Annotated in this window: 12 protein-coding genes; 3 read left to right on the plus strand and 9 right to left on the minus strand. The window is 36.6% G+C overall.

Annotated features, from left to right (window positions below; translation table 11 throughout):
• The 3 genes from DEU42_RS16560 to DEU42_RS16570 form a co-directional block, all read left to right on the plus strand.
• Window positions 1-3,654, plus strand: a 3,654-nt coding sequence (locus DEU42_RS16560; protein WP_147278148.1) for a gliding motility-associated C-terminal domain-containing protein, incomplete at its 5' end; no start/stop codon positions are given.
• A 115-nt stretch (window positions 3,655-3,769) separates the two neighbouring features.
• Window positions 3,770-4,681: a type IX secretion system membrane protein PorP/SprF gene (locus DEU42_RS16565; RefSeq protein ID WP_114759510.1), complete on the plus strand. Its 912-nt coding sequence runs from the start codon at window positions 3,770-3,772 to the stop codon at window positions 4,679-4,681.
• Window positions 4,682-4,691: 10 nt separating this feature from the next.
• Window positions 4,692-6,626: an OmpA family protein gene (locus tag DEU42_RS16570; protein ID WP_114759511.1), complete on the plus strand. Its 1,935-nt coding sequence runs from the start codon at window positions 4,692-4,694 to the stop codon at window positions 6,624-6,626.
• A 210-nt stretch (window positions 6,627-6,836) separates the two neighbouring features.
• On the opposite strand, the gene DEU42_RS16575 is transcribed toward DEU42_RS16570, so the two are convergent.
• From DEU42_RS16575 to DEU42_RS16615, 9 genes are all read right to left on the minus strand, one after another.
• Window positions 6,837-9,527 carry an Ig-like domain-containing protein gene (locus DEU42_RS16575; protein WP_114759449.1) on the minus strand — a complete coding sequence of 897 codons (2,691 nt, stop codon included), beginning with the start codon at window positions 9,525-9,527 and terminating at the stop codon, window positions 6,837-6,839.
• A 470-nt stretch (window positions 9,528-9,997) separates the two neighbouring features.
• Window positions 9,998-11,482, minus strand: a complete 1,485-nt coding sequence (locus DEU42_RS16580; protein ID WP_114759450.1) for a tetratricopeptide repeat protein — start codon at window positions 11,480-11,482, stop codon at window positions 9,998-10,000.
• An 83-nt stretch (window positions 11,483-11,565) separates the two neighbouring features.
• On the minus strand, window positions 11,566-14,721 hold the full coding sequence (locus DEU42_RS16585; RefSeq protein WP_114759451.1) for a T9SS type A sorting domain-containing protein: 3,156 nt from the start codon (window positions 14,719-14,721) through the stop codon (window positions 11,566-11,568).
• 341 nt (window positions 14,722-15,062) lie between these two features.
• Entirely contained in the window at window positions 15,063-15,371 is a 309-nt protein-coding gene (locus tag DEU42_RS16590; protein WP_114759452.1) for a rhodanese-like domain-containing protein, read from the minus strand.
• A 6-nt stretch (window positions 15,372-15,377) separates the two neighbouring features.
• Window positions 15,378-16,772 (minus strand): MBL fold metallo-hydrolase, encoded by a 1,395-nt coding sequence (locus DEU42_RS16595; RefSeq protein ID WP_114759453.1) that lies wholly within the window; start codon window positions 16,770-16,772, stop codon window positions 15,378-15,380.
• Between the two features lie 95 nt (window positions 16,773-16,867).
• Window positions 16,868-17,662, minus strand: a complete 795-nt coding sequence (locus tag DEU42_RS16600) for a sulfite exporter TauE/SafE family protein (protein WP_114759454.1) — start codon at window positions 17,660-17,662, stop codon at window positions 16,868-16,870.
• Window positions 17,663-17,740: 78 nt separating this feature from the next.
• Complete coding sequence (locus DEU42_RS16605; protein WP_114759455.1) at window positions 17,741-18,370, minus strand: Crp/Fnr family transcriptional regulator; 630 nt, start codon at window positions 18,368-18,370, stop codon at window positions 17,741-17,743.
• Window positions 18,371-18,403: 33 nt separating this feature from the next.
• Window positions 18,404-18,817 (minus strand): DUF6691 family protein, encoded by a 414-nt coding sequence (locus tag DEU42_RS16610; RefSeq protein WP_114759456.1) that lies wholly within the window; start codon window positions 18,815-18,817, stop codon window positions 18,404-18,406.
• A 15-nt stretch (window positions 18,818-18,832) separates the two neighbouring features.
• Window positions 18,833-19,390: a YeeE/YedE family protein gene (locus DEU42_RS16615; protein WP_114759457.1), complete on the minus strand. Its 558-nt coding sequence runs from the start codon at window positions 19,388-19,390 to the stop codon at window positions 18,833-18,835.
• Window positions 19,391-19,424: the final 34 nt, after the last annotated feature.

Here is a 19,424-nt window from a genome sequence, read left to right on the forward strand (position 1 = left end):
GCAGCTGCACAGCTATATGAACCTGAAGCAGTTGATAATTGCGGTGGTGCTGTTAGTTTTACCAAGACCTCAGGAACATTTGTTCAAAGTGAATGTGAAAACTCGGGAACTTATACCAATACCTGGGTTGCTTTGGATTTACGTAGAAATGCTTCATCAGTATTTACTCAGATAATTACAATAGAGGATACCCAAGCTCCTATTTGGTCAACAGAGGCATCATCTCTAAATATAACGCTGCAATGTAGCGATTCAGAAGGACTTGCAACTGCTCAGGCACAATCACCTGTTGCTATTGATAATTGCGGCGGTGCGGTCAGTTATAATAGAAGTTCAGGAGAATTTACCCGAGGCGACTGTGATAACTCAGGTACTTATACCAATACCTGGGTTGCTACTGATGGCTGTGGTAATGTATCAGAGATCTTCACTCAGGTGATTACTATTGAAGATACCCAGATTCCGTTATGGTCAACAGAGTCAGTAGCCCTTAATGTTACTCTTGAATGCAGCGATACAGAAGGACTGGCAAACGCTCAGTCGCAAGCCCCGGTAGCTACCGACAACTGCGGCGGAGTAATCATCTATACCAAAACCTCAGGGTCTTTTATAGCAGGACCGTGCGCCAACTCAGGTACTTATACCAATACCTGGGTTGCTACTGATGGATGTAACAACACCTCTTTGGTCTTCACTCAGGTAATTACTATAGAAGATACTCAGGTTCCTGTTTGGTCAACAGAATCAGTAGCCCTTAATGTTACTCTTGAATGCAGTGATACAGAAGGACTAGCAAACGCTCAGTCACAAGCTCCGGTAGCTACCGATAATTGTGGCGGTACAATTACCTACATCAAAATCTCAGGTTCTTTTGTAGCAGATTCTTGCGCCAATTCAGGTACTTATACCAATACCTGGATTGCTACTGATGTTTGCGGTAACGTATCAGAAATATTTACCCAGATTATCACCATTGAGGACACCCAGGTTCCTGTTTGGTCAACAGAGTCAGTAGCGCTTAATGTAACGTTGCAATGTAGCGACTCAGAGGGATTGGCCAATGCTCAGTCACAAGCTCCTGTCGCAACAGATAACTGTGGAGGAGTAATCACCTATACCAAAACCTCAGGTTCTTTTGTAGCAGGAGCGTGTGATAACTCAGGTACTTATACCAATACCTGGGTTGCTACTGATGGCTGTGGTAATGTATCAGAGATCTTCACTCAGGTGATTACTATTGAAGATACCCAGATTCCGTTATGGTCAACAGAGTCAGTAGCTTTAAATGTTACTCTCGAATGTAGCGACTCAGAAGGCTTGTCAAATGCTCAGTCACAGGCTCCGGTTGCTACAGATAACTGTGGAGGAGTAATCACCTATACCAAAACCTCAGGTTCTTTTGTAGCAGGAGCGTGTGATAACTCAGGTACTTACACCAATACCTGGACTGCTACCGATGGATGTAACAACACCTCTTTAGTATTTACTCAGGTGATTACTATTGAAGATACCCAGGTTCCTGTGTGGGGTACCACAGCATCATCTCTAAATGTAACACTGCAATGCAGTGATACAGAAGGCTTGTCAACTGCTCAGGCACAAGCTCCGATTGCTACAGATAATTGTGGAGGAGCAATCGCTTATACCAAAACCTCAGGAGAGTTTACCCGAGGTGACTGTGATAACTCAGGAACTTATACCAATACCTGGACCGCTACCGATGGATGTAACAATACCTCTTTAGTATTTACTCAGGTAATTACTATCGAGGATACTCAGGTTCCGGTATGGTCAACAGAGGCATCATCTCTAAATATAACGCTGCAATGTAGCGATTCAGAAGGACTTGCAACTGCTCAGGCACAATCACCTGTTGCTATTGATAATTGCGGCGGTGCGGTCAGTTATAATAGAAGTTCAGGAGAATTTACCCGAGGCGAATGTGATAACTCAGGTACTTATACCAATATCTGGGTTGCTACTGATGGCTGTGGTAATGTATCAGAGATCTTTACTCAGATAATTACCATTGAAGATACCCAGGTTCCTGTTTGGTCCACAGAGTCAGTGGCTTTAAATATTACTCTTGAATGTAGTGATACAGAAGGACTAGCAAATGCTCAGGCACAAGCTCCGGTTGCGACCGACAATTGTGGTGGTATAATTACCTACACCAAAACCTCTGGAGAATTTACCCGAGGCGACTGTGATAACTCAGGTACTTATATCAATACCTGGACTGCTGCCGATGGATGTAATAACACCTCTTTGGTCTTCACTCAGGTGATTACTATTGAGGATACTCAGGTTCCTGTTTGGTCAACAGAGTCAGTAGCCCTTAATGTTACTCTTGAATGCAGTGATACAGAAGGATTAGTAGCCGCTCAGTCACAAGCTCCGGTTGCTACCGACAATTGTGGCGGAGTAATCACCTATACCAAAACCTCAGGTTCATTTGTAGCAGGCGCGTGCACCAATGCAGGCACTTATACCAATACTTGGATAGCCAATGATGGATGTGGTAATTCTTCAGTTGAATTTACCCAGATAATTACCCTTGAAGATATTACATCACCAACTTTTATTGGAAATCTACCAACTGATATTACGGTATCATGTGATGAAGTTCCAGTGCCGGCTACTTTAGTAACTTCTGATAATTGTAATTCAGAGAATGTATCTGCAACTTATAACGAATCGATTATAAGCACCGAATGTAAATCAGATTATACTTTGATTCGTGAATGGATAGCCTCTGACTGTGCGGGTAATACTACTTCTTATACTCAAACTATAACAGTTAGAGATACTACACCTCCAACAGGAACTGCCCCTGAGGATCTTTATTTACAAGACGTATCTGATATACCAGATGCAAGTCCTTCAGCAGTGACTAATGTTATGGACAATTGTAGTGATACTGTAGATATATCGGTTACTGATGAAGATAATGGAGGAGTAGGATGTGCAGATGATCCTTACATCATAACACGTACGTTTATACTTTCTGATTGTTCAGGTAATACTACTACTCTGGTACAGACAATTACAGTTATATTGAGCGATCTCAATGTTCAGAGGGTTAGTGGTACTGCATGTAACCAAGATACTGTACAGGTTGATTTAAACAGTTTTTTACCTAATGATATACCGGCAGGAGGTACCTGGAGAGGTACAAATAATAGTCTGAATGTAGATCGAGGCCTTCTTGATGTTTTTGGTCTGCAGGCTGGTATATATGAGTTTGAGTATATAAAATTAGCTGAAATTTGCCCTAGTCTTTTTATGAGTCTGAGAGTAAATGAAAACTGTAAAGTAGTTGAATGTGAGCCTATATTGGTACATAATGCATTTTCTCCAAATGGCGATAATATTAATGAGAAGTTTGTTATTGATAACATTGATAATACAACATGTTATACTGATAACACCGTAGAAATATATAATCGTTGGGGAATACTGGTGTTCGAAACCAGAAACTATAACAACACTACAAATGCATTTGAAGGTATTTCTAAAGGAAGAACAACAATTAGTCAGGCAGAAGGACTTCCTACCGGAACTTACTTTTACATCCTTAACTACTCATCAGTAGATGGAAACGGTACAATTCAGACACATAATAAAAGTGGCTACCTGTTCCTTTCAAGGTAAGCTGCATCTTTCCTAATTCTTCTTCGGAAATGTTTAATAAATCTGCTTTTATAGAAAAATTAGACATTTCCGAAGATAAAAAATGAGGTGGAAAATAATTAAATCGAAACCTATTATGAAAACTAATATATATTTTTTCGTCCTGGTATTTGCATCTGTAATGAGTTATGGGCAACAAAATGCACAATTTACACAGTATATGTATAATACCATAAACATAAACCCGGCTTATGCCGGTTCACGAGGAGCATTGAGTATATTCGGTTTATACCGTACTCAATGGGTAGGGCTGGATGGTGCGCCTAAAACTAGTTGCTTTTCTGTTAATACCCCATTAAATAATAGTAACTTAGGGTTAGGCGTATCATTAGTTAACGATAAAATAGGACCTACTAATGAGAACAATTTCTCTGTAGATATTTCGTATACTATACATCCTTCAGAAACTTTAAAACTTTCATTTGGTTTTAAAGCTACTGCAAATCTGTTTAATCTTGATGTTAACAAACTAAACCCTGTTGAACAATCTGACCCACAATTCCAAAATTTTAATAATGTATTCAAACCAAATTTTGGAGCAGGGGTTTATTTGCATTCCAATAAAGGTTATGTAGGCTTGTCAGTTCCAAATTTAGCAGAAACTAATCTCTATAATGATAATGACATTGCTATATACAAAAGCAGAATAAATTATTATTTGATAGGAGGTTATGTGTTTGACTTAGGCCCGGATGTACAGTTTAAACCGTCAACTTTAATTAAAATGGTAGAAGGTAGTCCTTTACAGGTAGACGTATCGGCTAATTTTAGAATAGTAGACAAGTTTGTAATTGGTGCTGCCTATAGATGGGATGCTACATTTAGTGCTATGGCGGCATTTCAAATCAGTGAATCTCTTAATATAGGTTATGGATATGATTTGGAAACAACCAATTTGAGAAACTATAATTCAGGTTCGCATGAAATATTCCTGCGCTTTGAAATCTTTAAAAATAATGGAAATATGACTACTCCGCGTTTCTTTTAAAATGTTTATTATGAAAAATTATATTCTCCTTTTAATGCTAATACCGGTTGCTTTTTCTTCCAATAGTTATTCTCAGGAAAAGAAAGTAGCATCAGCGGATAAAAAGTATGATAATTATGCCTATATCAATGCTATAAAAACATATGAAAGAGTAGCCAATAAAGGTTATAGATCAGAAGATATGTTTAAAAAACTTGCAAATGCCTTTTATTTTAATTCGCAATTCGACAAAGCTGCGAAATGGTATGGTGAGCTTTTTACTATGAATGCACAACTTGAGTCTGAATACTATTATAGATATGCACAATGTTTAAAATCAATTGGTGAAATTGAACAATCAAATAAAATGCTCGATCTGTTTTATGAAAAATCAAAGAATGATGCCAGAGCTAAGTTGTATAATAACGCCAGGGATTATTATAAAGAAATTAAGGCAAATTCAGGTCGTTATAAAATTGAAGATGCAGGAATGAATAGTAAATATTCGGATTACGGAACTGCTTTTTATCAAAATAAGATTGTATATACTACAGCCAGAGATACAGGTAATTTTTGCCAGCGTAAGCATAAATGGACTGGTCAGCATTTTACAAACTTATATTCATCTGACATTGACAAAGATTATAATAGTGGCAAGCCTCAAAAGTTCAGTGCGAAAATAAATTCTAAATTTCATGAGTCAACACCTGTTTTTACGAAAGATGGCAAAACTGTTTACTTTACCAGAAATAATTATATTGAAGGTAAGAAAGGAAAAGATGCAAATAAAACCACTCTTGTAAAAATATATAAATCAACCCTGGAAGATGATAAATGGAACAATATTACTGAATTACCTTTTAATAGCGATTCATACAGTTCGGCACACCCAGCACTTAGTCCGGATGAAAAAACATTATACTTTGCTTCCGATATGCCTGGTACATTAGGACAATCTGATATATACAAAGTAAAAATAGATAAGGATGGCAAATTTGGATCTCCTGAAAATTTAGGGCCAACAATAAATACTGAGGGAAAAGAAACATTTCCTTTCGTAACAGATGAAGATGAAATTTACTTCGCTTCTGACGGACATCCGGGTCTAGGAGGTTTAGATGTATTTATGGGGAAAATCGATGATAGTGGTGTTTCTAACATTCAAAACATTGGAGCGGATGTTAATTCTTCTTTCGATGATTTTGCCTATATAATTGACACTAAATCGAGGAGGGGATACTTTTCTTCAAATAAAGAAGGAGGGAAAGGATCTGACGATATTTACAAGTTTTTAGAAACAAGAAAATTGACCTGCTTACAGGAATTATTTGGTGATGTAACTGATCTGGCTACGGGTGAACTGCTACCTAATACAAAACTTAGCTTATATGACAATAAATTTAATTTGGTAGATACCGTATACTCTGATCCGGAGGGATTTTACACTTTTAATGTTGAGTGCCGCATGATATACAATGTTAGAGCCGAAAAAGAAAAATATACAACGAAAGAAGTTAGTATAACTATTCCGAAAGAAAACGGAAGAACCAATTTACCTATAGCCCTTGAAAAATCAGAATGTGTTGTAACAATTGGTGATGATCTGGGTAAATGCTTTGGTATTAAAATGATTTATTTTGATCTTGATAAGTCTGATATTCGTCCTGAAGCTGCATTAGATCTTGAAAAAATACTTGATGTACTGAATCAATATCCAAATATGAAATTAGATATACGTTCTCATACAGATAGTCGTCAGACTTTTAAATACAATGAGGAGCTATCCGACAGGAGAGCTAAATCAACAATTAAATGGTTAGTTAGAAATGGCATTAATCCGAATAGATTGACCGGAAAAGGCTATGGAGAAACCCAGCTGGTTAATGGATGTAGTGATGGGGTAGAATGTACCGAAGAACAACATCAAATGAACAGGAGAAGCGAATTTATTATTTCTGCTTTGTAAACGAAAACGCAGACACACACATTAATCATTTGCAATGAACTGCAAATTTAAAAAACCTGCAAGTTTTTAAACCTGCAGGTTTTATATTTCTATAAATTAATGGAATTTGTTTTTGTCGCTTAACAATTAAAATATTCCAAATATCGGCTTAATAGCAACATTATTAGATTGTTTTTAAATTAAATTTTTTGTTTAAATATTTTTATTTTATTATTTAACAATCAGTTTTTTATATGTCTTAAAAATATTTGAACTTATTGTCACAAGGTATATTCCCGAAGCAAAATTATGATTGATTTTTCCGGATCCTTTTAGTCTGTTGATTAAAACCTGTCTGCCATTTATATCGGTAATTGTTATTGTAGCTACATCGTCTGATTGTAATTCCGGCATCGAAATATAAAATTCATTGTTGGTTGAAGGATTCGGATAAATAGTAATCAAAGAGTTATTTTCTGTTGCCATTTGTTCATCTTCATTGCTCATGCCAATCCTGGCAGATATAGCTGTCTCAAATAACCATTGAGCACTTTCCCAATTATTTTGAGCTCCTATATATTGAGCTGAACCATTCAGGTTTTCAATATGTATCATACTTCCTGTCTGCCATCTGTTTTTAATTCTTACCCATGTACCATCAACATTTTCGCTAGACCATTGAGCGCTCCACCACGTGGTTGGTCCGGCAGTACATTGTACAGATCCTGTTAAGTTTTCGATGTTCATGATATCTCCAGTACCAACATTTTGCAAGACATAATAAGTGGCATCTATGGCAACTTTTTGCCATTTATAATTATTGTTAGCAATGGTTGCTCCATATCCAACGTTGGCTCCGGCATCGTACAAATAGTTATTAGTCCATCTGTTTTTTATAGTATAATAGTTTCCCGAAGGAGTGGTATTAACTGTAATTGCACAATTTGTAGTTTTATTGCCATCAACGGTTGTTACTGTAATTGTTGCTGTTCCGGCGGAAACGGCTGTTACCAGACCTGAAGTATTAACAGTGGCAACTCCTGTATTCCCAGAAGAATAAGTAACAGATTTATTCGTTGCATTAGAAGGAAGTACTGTTGGTGTTAACTGTAAGGTTGCTCCAATATTTAGTGTAGCTGATGTTGGTGTAACAGTAACACTTGTGACAGCAACAACTGAAGTGCCCGAACAGCCCGAACCCGCTGACCATGAAAATGTACCGGCTCCACTTGTATTTTCATTGGTAGTGGCATTACCGCCTCTGTTTGAGTAATTCATATTACAATAGGTTGCATTCCCATTAGGCGCGCTTGCTATGAGTACAAAATATCCACGTCCCCAATCCCTGTTTAAGGCATTATTATAAGGAAATTCTTTTCCTGTGCCATTGATAGTTATATTGTTAAAGCTAAGATTATAAATTCCATCTCCTGATCTTTTGCTTATTGAAATAGCATCATTTCTGGAATCAAGTATGTCTAGGTTATAGAGCTGTACATTTTTTACCTGAGTTCCGGCGTTACTTGCGCTAAAAATGTCTACTGCCGCTACAGGATTATTGTAGGTGTCATTAAAAGTACCACATGCTGTTATGGTAATGTCATGTATTTCGTGGCTGCCATCATTGCTAAATGGTGCTCCGTCAAAATTGTTACTTACACGGATAGCTGCTTCCAGATTGTCTTTTATTATCAAATTATAGGCCTTGTTGTTTTTTCCTCCATAAATAGCTAAACCACAGGCTCTCCAACAATTTTCGGATGTATTGTACCTAAAAGTATTATTAATACATTCCTGACCGTTAGCGGGCCATATTGCCTGATCATCATCACCATTATTTCTAAAATTGCAATGCTCTACAATTGCGTTTGAAGTTCCCTTACAAAGATTTATTCCATCAGCATAATTATTTCTGAAGCGGCAATGCGAGAGCGTAAAACCATCAGCAATTGCAGGTCCGCCAACATTATATTGTGCAATCCATGCACCACATTCAAAATGTTCTGCCCATATATTCTTTATTGTTGATGTTGAGGTAAACACACCATTTATAGCCTTATATGAATTACTTCTTGAAGTTGAATTAGTAGTTAAATAAAGATCAGAAAAAGAAATGTTAGTCGCATTGCCTCTTAATCCGCCGTTACCGCTGCTTGTAGCAGTAAAATTAATTTGAGTATACCACATTCCCGCACCTATTAATGAGGTGTTATTAACGCCAAAATATAACTCTGTACTAACGTTATATACTCCACTTGGAATATATATCTTACTACCACCATTTTGATCAATAAAGGATTGTAGATTACTTCCGTTTCCGGTGTAGGTAACTGAACCCGACGGAGCAGTTATAGCTGTAGGTACAGGTTCCATCTCAGCAAAATCAAGATGAATGTTTCCAGTTTCCCTAACTAGTTTTAAAATTCCGGATACAGGTATCTTGGCCGGTAGTTTGTAACGTACTTCATCAAATCTCATTCTTGGGTTTTGGTTTGTGATTCCGTTATTGTTGGGATTTCCGTTGCTCCAAAGGTATTCCCAAGACCATGTTGAGGTAAGGGTCAGTGTTGTAATTTTTGTATTTCCATTATAAACACCTAGTGTGGCTGACTGTCCGTCAGGTACACTATAACGTATTACAAGGCCTTCAGCGGCTTCCGTAATAGTCCATTGTACTGTAGCATTCGTGGCTGACAGATTTACACATTGCTGATCTGAAGCCTCAGACTGAAGATCGGCCTGAACATAAGACTTTGAGGTTACTGTAGCACCATTAGACAATTGTCCCAAATTTGCCTCATAACGTTTATAAGGTGCATCATAATAGCCACGTTGGGCATATATGCTTAAATGTATTAAAAAAATAAAAACAAGATAAAAATGTTTCTTCTTGATGAAAATGTTAGGTAATTGATTATTCATAATTTGGATTTTTTAAGTTGTTGCTAATTAAGGATATAGCCAAAATACATCTTTAAAAACTCATTGAAAAAAGATGGATTTAAAATCAAGTGTGCTACAACGATTTAGTAGTTTTAATATGTTGGTATTAAGTGCTTTATTTTTAATTGTTAAATAAAAAATCAAGAAAAAATATAGTTTAAAATTCACTATTTAAGTATAAAAAGTATTCCTTAAACAATCTTTGTATAGCTTAAATCTTAAATATGTAAATCAAGGAAGGTATATTTTTAAAATATATTTTTTCATGGAGAGTATGCATGCGGTTTAATCTCTCCGTTTTTAACGTTGTTTATTCATATCTTAAATACTCTTTTTGATGAATGTATAGGCACAAATAAAAGACCGTAAATACTACTATTTACGGTCTTTTTAGCTCTTTTAAGATATTTACACTGTTATAAAGTCAAAGAAGATGTAAAAATTCTCTCTTAAGAAATAATAAATTGTAAGTACTGTTCAACACTTTCATAATCATTAGTGATGAGCTTTTTTTTGAGCCTCATTTTACATGCTCTTACGCTTTGTGGTGAAATACCCAATACATTTGCCATATCAGTAGCATTAAGCTGTAATCGCATCAATACCAATACCCTTATTTCGGCTTCTGAAACAGGAATGCCTGACGCTCTTATTCTATTGAAAAAATCAGGATAAATGGCTTCAAATCGTAGTTTGAACTTATCCCAACCGTCATCAGTTAGTATTTTTTGTTCAAGAAGGTTATTTATATCATAGTCCGGCTCTGTAATTTCCCTTTCAGGATACTGTAATCTGTTAATAATGTTGTTTTTATTGGTAAGATCTATAATGTATGTTTTAAGCTCTTCTTCTTTTATCTGTATAAGTTGTAATGAATTTTGCAATTGTAGTTCTAATTGACTTTTTCTGAATTTTATAACTGATAGATAACGGTAAATAAAAAAAGCAGCAATTAGTAATGCAATTATAACGCTTACCGCTATAAGCATAAAGCGGGTATTGGCAATTTCTTTTTCATTCTGAAGGTTTGTTATTCTTAAGTTTTTAACCTCCATACCCAAATTTGCCTGATATTGTGAAAGAAGATTACTTTGGTTGGCCTCCATAATTTCCTTTTCAGCGTCATAATGTTTCTTATAATAGTAAAGAGCCGAATCCTGAACGTTAAAAAGGTCGTAATTACGTGATAATTCCCGAAGTCCTTCACTGATGCGCACTTTACTTTTTACCTCGTAACTTAATTTCAGACATTTATGGCCTGCCCATAAAGCTTTTACTTTATTACCCTGTTTAGCGTATACGGTACTCAGGTTTTGGTAGGCTGTAGCCATACCTTCAAGGTAGTTTATTTTTTTACATTCTTCAAGAGATAGAAGGTAAAACTTTAAAGCAGGGGGGAAGGCCTCAGAAAATCGATATATCTGTCCCTGATTGTTGTAGGCTATGGCCAGTTCCCGTGATTCTCCAAGTTCTTTAAAAATATCAATGGCTTTATTATTTTGATCAAATGCAGCTTTAAAGTCACGTTGTTCTTTGAGTATGAGTGCACGGTTGGTATGCGTAAGGCCCAATAGCCTTTTCATGCCGTTCTTTTCAGCCATAACAGCTGCTTCAGTATAGCATTCCATAGCGGCTGTATTGTTTTCCAGTCGCCATTGAACTAATCCAAGATTATTAAGTAGGGTTGCAGTTTCTTTCTGATCCTTAGAAGCTTTGGCCATTTTATATGCACGTGTAAAGTAGCTAAGGGCTTCCTGATAGTTACCAATGCGCCATTGGTCGTTGCCCATGTCCGTAAGCTTTGCCGTGTTGTTCTCTCCGGGCAGATCTTTTTGAATATGCTTATCAGTGCTGTTTTCATTGCAGGCTAAGACAAGCAATAAAAAACATAAGCCTATAACTCTTATCCATTTTATTTTTTTTATATCCAGCATGCCCCAAATTTAGATTTTAAAAGGCAAATAACATAAAAAGGCCCCGTTTTTATGACGGAGCCTTTACTTCTTGTTTTGTTATGCTATTTGATAACCATCTTTTTTGCCTGTTTAAAACCTTGTGACTCTATTTGGTAAAAGTAGATGCCAGGAGCAATGCCGTTCGGTTCGAATTCTATAGTATTTGCACCCGGTGCATAAGTTTCATTGGCGATTTCCTTTACAAATCTTCCTTGTAAGTTGTATAACTTTATTGCGGCTTTGCCTCCGTTAACAAGTGTAAAAGGGATTGTTGTTTTTTCTTTTACAGGGTTAGGATAATTTTGTCCAAGTAGGTTAAGCGCTTTGTTTGGTGTTAAACCATCCGGTAAGCTAAGCGTCCCGTCATGCTCAGTTTCAAAGAAATAAGTACCTTCATAAAATGCCTGATTACCAACACTACCAGCCAGTAGTAGTCTGTTGTCAGAATGTGGAATTAGTCTTTCACCAAAAAACTCTGCGTATTGAGGGCCTACAAAAAATTCTTCATTATCGTTTTGCCCATTAGCATCAACAGTAATAAGTGTTGCAGTAGGGAAGGGAGAACTGAAAATTTTATGAGGGAATGGATCTACAATCATCTGATCCATTATATAACACACATCAGATCCGTCAATGTGAAAATCATTATAATAACGCATGTTTTCTGACTGGAAATCCCAAAGCTTTTCACCGTTAGAATTATATTTTATAAGGGCATTATGTATGTCACCGCTATTTGCAAGACTATAACCTATAACAGCAATATCACCATTACTGAAAGGTTTAAGTGTATATGAACGTTCTTTTTTGTCTTCTTCTCCAAAAGTTTGACTCCACAAAATTTCACCTGTAGCGTTTATTTTTGCGGTCAGGATATCTTCGTTATACGTTTCAGTGTTTTGTGAATAACCGTTTACATAGATACTGTTATCTGCTGATATAAATAAGTCGGTACCTGAAGAAGACTGACCTTGAATTACAACAGGAGTAATCCAACCCGGAGTACCATCGGCATTAAACTGAACAACAGTAAGGTTTACGTTTTGTGACATAAAGTTACCGCTTCCATGAGCACCTGTTAGTATTAGTCGGTCGTTGGTATCTACTTTTCCAGAATTTATTGTAAAAATGTTGTTTCCACTTATACCAGGCATAAATGTTTTCCATTCCTGTGTTCCCTGAGCATTAATTTTAATTCCAAGGAATGATGCATTCTGACTGTCTTCAGTTTCATAGGCAGTACCGCCAAGAAACACAGATCCGTCAGCTTGAGGTTCTAATACATGAACGGCAGGTGAGTAAAGTTCTATTTCAGAAGACCATAACTGTGTGCCTTCCGGAGAAAGTTTAATAACTTTTAGTACTGGCGGATATTCTTCAAAACCTGGCAGAAGGCATACATAAGCATTTCCATCAGCATCTGTACGGCCTATGATACCATCAGCAGCATTGCCATTGGCGGCATTGTATGCTACATTCCATAAAATATTGCCTTCAGCATCATGTTTAACGATAAAGTAATTAGGAACAAGCATTCCCTCTGTGAAATTATAGTATGATCCGGTAGAAAAAGTATTACCATTGCTATCAGCAAAAGCATTCAGCATTGATGCAGCAGGAGAACCCAGATTGCTATACATAGAACTCCATTGGATTTCAGGACTAGTGGTGTCAAATCCTGATTTAACTGTTTCAAAAACAGAACCATTTTCACTATAAAATGAGTTGACAGAGAAGTAAACGTTGCCGTTACTGTCAATTCCTGTCCCGGCACTGCCAGTCATACTTGCAGTACCATCTGTAGTAGATATAACAAAAGCTGCCTGACCTAAAAGATTGCCATCAGGCGAATATTTATAGGCACGGGCAGCTACGTCTTGTTCCCATTCTTCAGCTCCGGGAGTCATACCATTTGCGGACACTATTATATTTCCAGTAGTATCAAAACCTAATGTTGCATTTGCTGTTTCTATTAGGTCTGTGGTTTCTTGAACCCAATTTTGTGTTCCGTCGGTATTATATGACAGCAATACTGTACCGTCATCAGAAAAGCCACCTAAATGACTTCCTGCCACATATAAAGTATTGTTTGTTACGCTAATTTTCCAACCCAGGGTTATCTCAGTACCGCTTTTATAAGTTTGAACCCACTGTTGTGCTCCAGAACTATCATATTTTAAAGTACCAATACGGTTAAGGAAGGTATCAAATGTACCGGTAACAAAAATATTACCATCAGCATCGGTAGTAATAGCACGAGGTACAGAATTTGTTACGTCAGCAATATTATCAGGGTCAGTGCTTTCATAATTATAAGCTTGCTCCCATAATTTTGTACCATCCAGATTATATTTTATAGTATGGTAATTTAGCCAACCATCGGGATTAGGACTGTAACCTGTAACGATTACATTCTGATCAGCATCGACAGCAATAGCAGTAGCCTCGTTCCAGGTTTCACTATTAGCAGGGTTTTCAGTAATGTGCCATTGTTCCTGACCGTTGCTGTTGTATTTTAGGGTAAGGTAGTCAACCGAATTTCCTGACCAGGTAATACCTGTAATGTAAACACTGCCATCTACTCCTATAACCATGGCATTAGGTACTTCAATACCTTCGTTACCGTTGTCAAACGTGGTTTCCCAAAGTTTGTTTCCCTCAGGAGAATACTTCATAACACGGATGTCCATATCGTTTCCGTTCCACTTCAATCCGGATACTACGATGTTGCCTGAATTGTCAAACGCTATATTCATACCATATTCTACCGCATACATAAGAGCCTGTTCACGTTTCTGCCAAATGACTGTACCATCTGCTCCTATCTTTTGAGTAAAGAAATCACCGGAAGGCTGGTTTTCATTAGAACTACCTCCGGTAATATACGTATTGCCGAATGCATCGGTTATAGCAGCATAAGGAACATTATTACCTTTATAAGCTTCACCTCCATAAAATTCATAATTAGTAGAGTAAGTAGTGTTTTTAGCTTTAGGTTTACTTCCTGTTTGTGCCAGTACTTTTTGTTGCGGGTCGACGATTGGTGATTTACTGTAGTTGGGTTTAAAAGCATCCCATTTGGATAACGAATAAACCGCACCACTGTTTTTAGAGATCTGATACCCATTTTCGGATTTCAGATCGTTTTGCGCGAGAGCATTAAAGCTCACCAGCGCCAAAACCAGTGAGCTCAAGCTGTTCTTTGTAGTGAATTTCATATTTATGTAGGTTTGATTCAAATATGTAAATTTAATGCAGACAGTCACTTTCTAAAGGGGATTAGGTGTAGACATTGGTGTAGACAAATTGAGTTTATAACCTTTAGAAATGAGGCTACAACAAGTTTTATCGTGTTTACTGACAGCTTTTGTATTTAGAATTTAATAATTCATAATAATGAAAAAAATGTAATTGTGGCCCTGTTTATGTATTTGATAGAATTTCTGATAATCATAAAAAAACTCCTTAGCATTGTAAGGAGTTTTTATTTGAAATTTTTGTTTCAATGTTTTTTTAATAAGGCATTTTCAAATTACTTCTTGTTTAAACCATTGAACTTTTAAACAATTTTACCTTTCCATCCGGCTATGCCTCCTAATAAATTATTAGTTTCATTGAAACCCATATCATCCATAATCTGACATGCCGTAATGCTTCGCTGACCGCTTCGGCAATACACATAATAATTTTTATTCTTATCCATTTTTGATAATTCAGAATTAAAATTATCTCTTTGAAAAATATCTATGCATTGCGCATTTAAAAGCATCCCATTGCTACATTCCTGTTTTGTTCTTACGTCAATGATTACCGCATTAGGGTCAGAAGAGACTTTCTGTTCCCATTCTTTTTGATTGAGATTTTTCAATGTTATTTAATTAAGTTGAACAATTTCATTTCCTTTTTCTACCCATTCTTTCATTCCTCCTGAATAGTTTTTAACTTTTATTCCATTGTGTGCCAGTATTGACTGCGCAATTGTCGCACGATCTCCGCTTTGACAGTGTATCAGGATTTGTTTGTTTTTATCAATCTTCCCAATATTTTCTTCCAGGTTGCCTACAAAAATATTTTCTGATCCTTTTATATGGCCTGCTTTGTATTCATTTTCTCCACGAACGTCTATAATATGGATATTATCTTCATTAAGCATGGTTTTAAATGATTCAATATCTATAACCTCACTGCTTTCAGAATTTAACTCTAGTGAAGTTATATCGTCAATAAAGCCATATATATTATCAAGTCCAATACGCATTAGTTTTCTGGTAAGTTCGTTCATTTCGGTTTCATCTGCTATCAGTATAAACTTTTCATCATAATCTAAAAACCATCCGCACCAGGTAGCGAATGAATTATTTCCCTGAATATTAATACTGCCGGCAAGATGGGCTTTTGCAAAATCAGCCTTATTACGAGTATCAATTATTTTCATTCCGTTTTGAAAAGCTTCTAAAAATGCCTCTTTGCTTAGTTTTTCATGTTTAGGTACTTCAGTCAGTAACGGACGATCAACTTTGTTAAGATGCTTCATCATTGCGAAATACTTTGGAGGCTCCGGTTGTCCTTCTAATAAGTAATCAACAAATCCCTTTTCATTATTTTCATATTGAAAGGCCCAGTTTCTGATTAATTCGTAACCAACAGTTGTACTTGGGACTGCGCCAAGTGCTTTTCCGCATGCTGAACCTGCACCATGCCCCGGCCATACCTGAACATATTCGGGAAGTTGAGTAAAACGTTGTATAGACTCATACATTTGTTTTGCTCCTTTTTCTTGAGTACCGGTAAATCCAGCAGCCTTTTCCAATAGGTCGGGACGCCCTATGTCACCCACAAAAACAAAGTCTCCGGTAAATACCATAACAGGTCTATCGGTAGCCGGATGGTCTGTAAGTAAAAAGCTGATACTTTCGGGAGTATGGCCCGGTGTATGTAATACCTCTAACTTTAGATTGCCGACAGTTATAATATCTTTATGTTTTAAACCTACGTGATTAAATTCATATTGCCAGTCTTCACCTCCTTCATCAGATAAGTATAATTTTGCACCAGTTACGGCTGCAAGCTCACGCGATCCTGAAAGAAAATCGGCATGGATATGTGTTTCGGCAATATGAGTGATCTTCATATTGTTTTGTTTTGCAATATCAAGATAGGTGTCAATATCTCGTTTTGCGTCTATTACAATAGCTTCTCCTTTTGCCTGGCATCCTATAAAATAGCTAGCCTGTGCAAGTGATTTATCATATACATGTTGAAAATACATAGTTATAGTTTTTAAATTAAAAGTGTTTCGATATTTATTTATAGTAAAATTACTGCCTCTGTTTAGGCTGTGCAGTAACAAAAGTTACATAAACATTATTTTATAAAAAGCTCTTTACTAATAATATAAGCTCCCATCAACAATATAAAATAACCAAACCCTTTCTTTAGTTTTTTACCTTCAATTTTACGGGAAAGAAGTATGCCTATAAAAATTCCGGTTATCGCTGTTAACGTAAAGGGTAGGAGGAAAGACCAGTCTATGCTTTTTTGAAAACCATCTCCGGCAAAGCCTGCTAATGACTGTATGGCTATTATAAATAATGATGTGCCAACCGCTTTTTTCATTGGTAATCCGGCAAGGAAAACCAATGCGGGAATAATAAGGAAACCGCCACCGGCTCCCACAGCACCAGCCAAAAATCCCGTTATTATGCCGCTAATGATTATCTTTAACTTAGAAATTTTTGTTGCTGTAGCATCATTAATGTTCGATCTGATCATTTTAGTGGCAGCTAAAAGCATTACTATTGCGAAGGTGAGCATTAATAATAATTCTTTAGTAATTATGACGTGTTTAGTTTCCATAATAACGTGTGGTATTACCGGTATAAGTAATGCTCTTACCAAATAAGCTGTAATTAAAGAAGGGATGCCAAAAAGGAAAACTATATTGAAATTGATGTTCCCTTTTGAAATATTTCTGATACCGCCTACAAGTGCGGTTAAGCCAACTACGAATAGGGAGTAGCCTGTTGCTGTAATGGCATCAAAGCCTAACAGATATACAAGTATAGGCACGGTTAGTATAGAGCCACCGCTCCCTACCAGCCCAAGTGAAATACCTACCAAAAGAGCAAAAAAATAGCCTGACATAGCTAAAAGATCCATAAGATTAAATTTTAGTAATATCAGGCTAAATTATAGCAGTTGTAGAAGCTGTGCAGTAACAAAAGTTACACAGTATATTTATTTTAAGAGTACTATGGTATTTCTGTTCAATTTGATTATACCATCATTTTCAAGCGCTTTTAGCAGGCGTGATATTACTACGCGAGATGTATTAAGTTCATAAGCAATTTCCTGATGAGTGTTGGCAATAATCTTAGAATTATTCACTTTTGATTTTTCTTTCAGATAACCAAGAAGACGTTCATCCATTTTCATGAAGGCAAGATTGTCAATAGCCGACAGCATTTCTGAGAGTCTTTTATTATAACTGCTAAAAACAAAGTTTCTCCAGCTTTTGTATTTACCCAGCCACTCTTCCATTTTTCCTATTGGAATCATAGCTACAGTACCTCTATTTTCGGCTACTGCTCTTATTTCGCTTTTGGTTTCTCCAAGGCAGCAGGCAAGAGTCATGGCACAGGTGTCGCCCTTTTCGAGAAAATAGAGTAAAATCTCGCCTTCTTTACGGTCTTCCCGTATGATTTTGATGGCACCATTTAGGAGTAACGGCATTTGACGTATGTATTGCCCAATCTCAATAAGATGATCATCTTCTTTAAAGTCAACAAGACTGGCAACATGCACAATCTCGTCTATTAATCCGGATTCAAATGTATTACCGTAAGATTCTTTAAGTTGTTGTTCCATGAATAAATTGAAAGATTACTATAAAGGTACAAATTAATGCGGCATTTTATTTTTTACAATGCCGTATATCCAGGTACCTGCAATGGCTCCTGCAATTACAATCAACATCGGAAAAAATCCCGATCCTAAAAGCGTAAACATAGGTCCGGGACAAGCTCCTGTAAGTGCCCAGCCTAGACCGAAAATGATTCCGCCAAACATATAACGTGAAAAGCTTTTCTCTTTTGGAATAAAGCTTATTGCATTTCCTTCAATATATTTAAGCTGATAGCGTTTTATGATTTGCGTAATAATAAGTCCCAGGATTAATGCTGAACCTATTATTCCATACATGTGAAAAGATTTAAACATGAACATTTCATAGATACGAAACCATGAAGCAGCCTCTGATTTAAACATTACGATACCAAAAAAAGTACCTATCATCAAAAAAAGAATATTTTTCATTATTAATATTGTTATTTAAAATATGAAAGGAAATATAACATGTACCATTATAAGGCCGCCAATAAAAAAACCGGCGACGGCTATTAATGATGGTAGCTGTAAATTACTTAATCCTGATATTGCATGTCCCGAAGTGCATCCTCCGGCATAACGGGCTCCAAATCCTACTAAAAAACCTCCTCCTAACAATAGAACAATGTTTTTTACTGATGAAAAAGCATGGTTGCCAAATAATTCATTTGGGAGATAACTGCTACCTGCACTTTCAAAACCTTTTTGTTTAAGTTGTGCGGTTACTTCAGGATTAATTTGAGGTATAGGATTGTCTGATAGGTAATGCATAGCTACAAACCCTCCAATGACAGCTCCCGCTATCACAAAAAGATTCCAGCGTTGTCCTCTCCAGTCAAAGTCAAAGAAATCGCAACTTCTACCGGCTCCTAAAACGGCACAAACAGTACGAAGGTTAGACGACATTCCAAAGTTTTTACCAACAAACAAAAGTGCTGCCATAGTAGTAGCGATCAAAGGGCCCGATATATACCACGGCCATGGTTCCAAAATCCAGTTCATACTTTATTGTTTTTTAATTAAACGCAAAATAAAG

The organism is Flavobacterium sp. AG291 (assembly GCF_003350375.1).
In the GTDB taxonomy this organism is placed as follows: Bacteria; Bacteroidota; Bacteroidia; order Flavobacteriales; family Flavobacteriaceae; genus Flavobacterium; species Flavobacterium suzhouense.

What these genes read in the sequence shown, in the direction of transcription:
- DEU42_RS16575 (WP_114759449.1), bottom strand. Translation starts at nt 9,527, where the DNA reads ATGAATAATCAATTACCTAACATTTTCATCAAGAAGAAACATTTTTAT.
- DEU42_RS16580 (WP_114759450.1), bottom strand. Translation starts at nt 11,482, where the DNA reads ATGCTGGATATAAAAAAAATAAAATGGATAAGAGTTATAGGCTTATGT.
- DEU42_RS16610 (WP_114759456.1), bottom strand. Translation starts at nt 18,817, where the DNA reads ATGAAAAATATTCTTTTTTTGATGATAGGTACTTTTTTTGGTATCGTA.
- DEU42_RS16600 (WP_114759454.1), bottom strand. Translation starts at nt 17,662, where the DNA reads ATGGATCTTTTAGCTATGTCAGGCTATTTTTTTGCTCTTTTGGTAGGT.
- DEU42_RS16565 (WP_114759510.1), top strand. Translation starts at nt 3,770, where the DNA reads ATGAAAACTAATATATATTTTTTCGTCCTGGTATTTGCATCTGTAATG.
- DEU42_RS16585 (WP_114759451.1), bottom strand. Translation starts at nt 14,721, where the DNA reads ATGAAATTCACTACAAAGAACAGCTTGAGCTCACTGGTTTTGGCGCTG.
- DEU42_RS16605 (WP_114759455.1), bottom strand. Translation starts at nt 18,370, where the DNA reads ATGGAACAACAACTTAAAGAATCTTACGGTAATACATTTGAATCCGGA.
- DEU42_RS16595 (WP_114759453.1), bottom strand. Translation starts at nt 16,772, where the DNA reads ATGTATTTTCAACATGTATATGATAAATCACTTGCACAGGCTAGCTAT.
- DEU42_RS16570 (WP_114759511.1), top strand. Translation starts at nt 4,692, where the DNA reads ATGAAAAATTATATTCTCCTTTTAATGCTAATACCGGTTGCTTTTTCT.
- DEU42_RS16615 (WP_114759457.1), bottom strand. Translation starts at nt 19,390, where the DNA reads ATGAACTGGATTTTGGAACCATGGCCGTGGTATATATCGGGCCCTTTG.